This window comes from Chryseobacterium sp. RR2-3-20 (assembly GCF_017808115.1).
In the GTDB taxonomy this organism is placed as follows: domain Bacteria; phylum Bacteroidota; class Bacteroidia; order Flavobacteriales; family Weeksellaceae; genus Chryseobacterium; species Chryseobacterium oryzae.
This window is the reverse complement of sequence record NZ_JADQBD010000137.1, coordinates 1-2,140: the sequence shown is the minus strand read 5'-3', so window position 1 is coordinate 2,140 and position 2,140 is coordinate 1. Positions and strand designations below refer to the sequence as shown.

2 protein-coding genes and 1 pseudogene are annotated in these 2,140 nt (G+C 32.3%); all 3 read left to right on the top strand.

Features of this window, described 5'->3' with window-relative positions:
- Nucleotides 1-156: 156 nt before the first annotated feature.
- Nucleotides 157-843 (top strand): annotated as a pseudogene (locus tag IV513_RS15980) (endonuclease); the annotation flags it as partial.
- Between the two features lie 42 nt (nucleotides 844-885).
- A complete protein-coding gene (locus IV513_RS15975) occupies nucleotides 886-1,344 on the top strand; it encodes a T9SS type A sorting domain-containing protein (protein ID WP_317196434.1) in 459 nt (152 codons plus the stop codon).
- Nucleotides 1,345-1,610: 266 nt separating this feature from the next.
- A complete protein-coding gene (locus tag IV513_RS15315) occupies nucleotides 1,611-2,027 on the top strand; it encodes a nucleoside-diphosphate kinase (protein ID WP_047483315.1) in 417 nt (138 codons plus the stop codon).
- The last annotated feature ends 113 nt before the right edge of the window (nucleotides 2,028-2,140 follow it).

The window sequence follows — 2,140 nt, the reverse complement described above, 5'->3', positions numbered from 1 at the left end:
ATTGCACTCACCAAAAAACGCAGAAAATGGTTCGTCGGAATTTGGGATTACCCCATAGACTTATCTCAAAAAATTTCAACTGCGTGATTTGGGTTTAATTATGATTACAGTTCTTCAAGTACAGTTACACCGGCAAATGACCAATGTCCACTAGACGGCACCGAAGAAAGAGCTTTCGATAATGCTTATATTGCGATGCTTTTACAATGGCACCAGCAAGATCCTGTTTCTCAGAGGGAAATCGACAGAAATAATGCTGTATATAATTTACAGAAAAATAGAAATCCTTTTATTGACAATCCTTCTTGGGTAAATGATATTTGGGCACAAACTCCAGATAATATTGCACCACAATCTCCGCAAAATTTAACGGTAACTCAGAATAGTGCTTATTTTAATACCTTAAGTTGGTCTCCGAGCAGCAGCTCTGATGTTATTGGATATAAAATTTATCAGAACGGTGTTTTAATTGGCTCTACACGAGAAACTACTTTCAGTGCAGATCACCTTAATCCTTCTACTTCTTATACTTATACTGTAAAAGCTTATGATAACGGATATCTATTGTCTGCCGATAGTAATAGTATCTCTGCAACAACTTTAGGAAATGATAGTTATGCAAAAGATTTAATTATAACAAAATATTTGGAAGGAACATCTAATAATAAGGCAATTGAGATAACGAATAAAACAGGACATTCTGTTAATCTTAATAATTATCGTTTGTTTATACAGTTTCCTAGTAGTAGCAGCTACTATTTTCCATCACCTTATGAATTGGAAGGAATTATTGAGAATAATGAATCATTTGTAGTGATAAACCCTAGTGCTAATTTTTCGTGTTATACTGTGGATCAGGCAAAATTAGCTACTGCCGCTCCGCAAATGACGTATTCTGGAAGCCAATATTTAGAATTAAGATATAAATCTTCACCCATAGATGTTATGGGAGTTTTTGGAGTAAATAATTCTTCGGTTTTAGCAAATGTTTCTTTGTATAGAAAATCTACAGTAAACCAACCTGCAAATTTATTCAGTATAACAGAATGGAATTCTTATCCGAGTAATTACTGTCAGAACTTAGGAAATTTAGCTACAGAAGAGTCTGTAAAGAATAAAGAAAACAATATTAGAATTTATCCAAACCCGGCTGAAGAATTTATTTTTGTTGAAGGAGCAACAGAAAAAATTTCAACGGCTAAAATTTTCGATATGTCCGGAAGGTTAATGATTTCTGAAAACAATCCATTCAAAACTAAAAAATCTATTACGGTGAAAAATCTTTCTTCTGGAAATTATTTACTAAATCTTGAAGGTAAGGTTTATCAGTTTATTAAAAAATAATAATTAAGGACAAATAAACTAGAAAATAGTAAATCTGAAGTGTTGAGGGAATGTGGTTCACAAAAAAACCCAGCCGAAGCTGGGTAAAAACTAATAACCATGAAAACTCAAATTAAACATGAGAATCGCTATTGTAATAACAATTAGTATGCCAAAAAAGAGATGCAAATTTCTTAATATGTGTTAGAAATTGTTAAAATTAATTTAAATATTTATTTTCATTATTTTTTGTACTTTTGCACCGTTAAAAAAATATTCAAAAAGATATGTCAAATATTACATTTACAATGATTAAACCTGATGCTGTTGCAGATGGTCACATTGGAGCTATTTTAGGGAAAATTTCAGAAGGAGGTTTCAAAATTAAAGCATTAAAATTAACTCAACTTACTGTTGCTGATGCAAAAAAATTCTATGAAGTTCATGCTGAAAGACCTTTTTATGGCGAACTTGTAGAATTTATGAGCTCAGGTCCAATTGTAGCAGCTGTTTTGGAGAAAGATAATGCTGTTGAAGATTTCAGAACTCTAATCGGATCTACAAATCCTGCTGAAGCTGCTGAAGGTACAATCAGAAAAATGTTTGCAAGAAGCATTGGTGAAAACGCAGTTCATGGTTCAGATTCTAATGAGAATGCTCTAATTGAAGCACAATTTCACTTTTCCGGAAGAGAAATTTTCTAATTAGTTTTTTGTTTTAGGTAATGTGGTCAAAAATAGTTGGTGTTTTTGTCAAAAATAATTCGTAATATTTTGCGGTTGATTGGAAGAGGAAGTGAGCAATGCTGAGGAGCAAC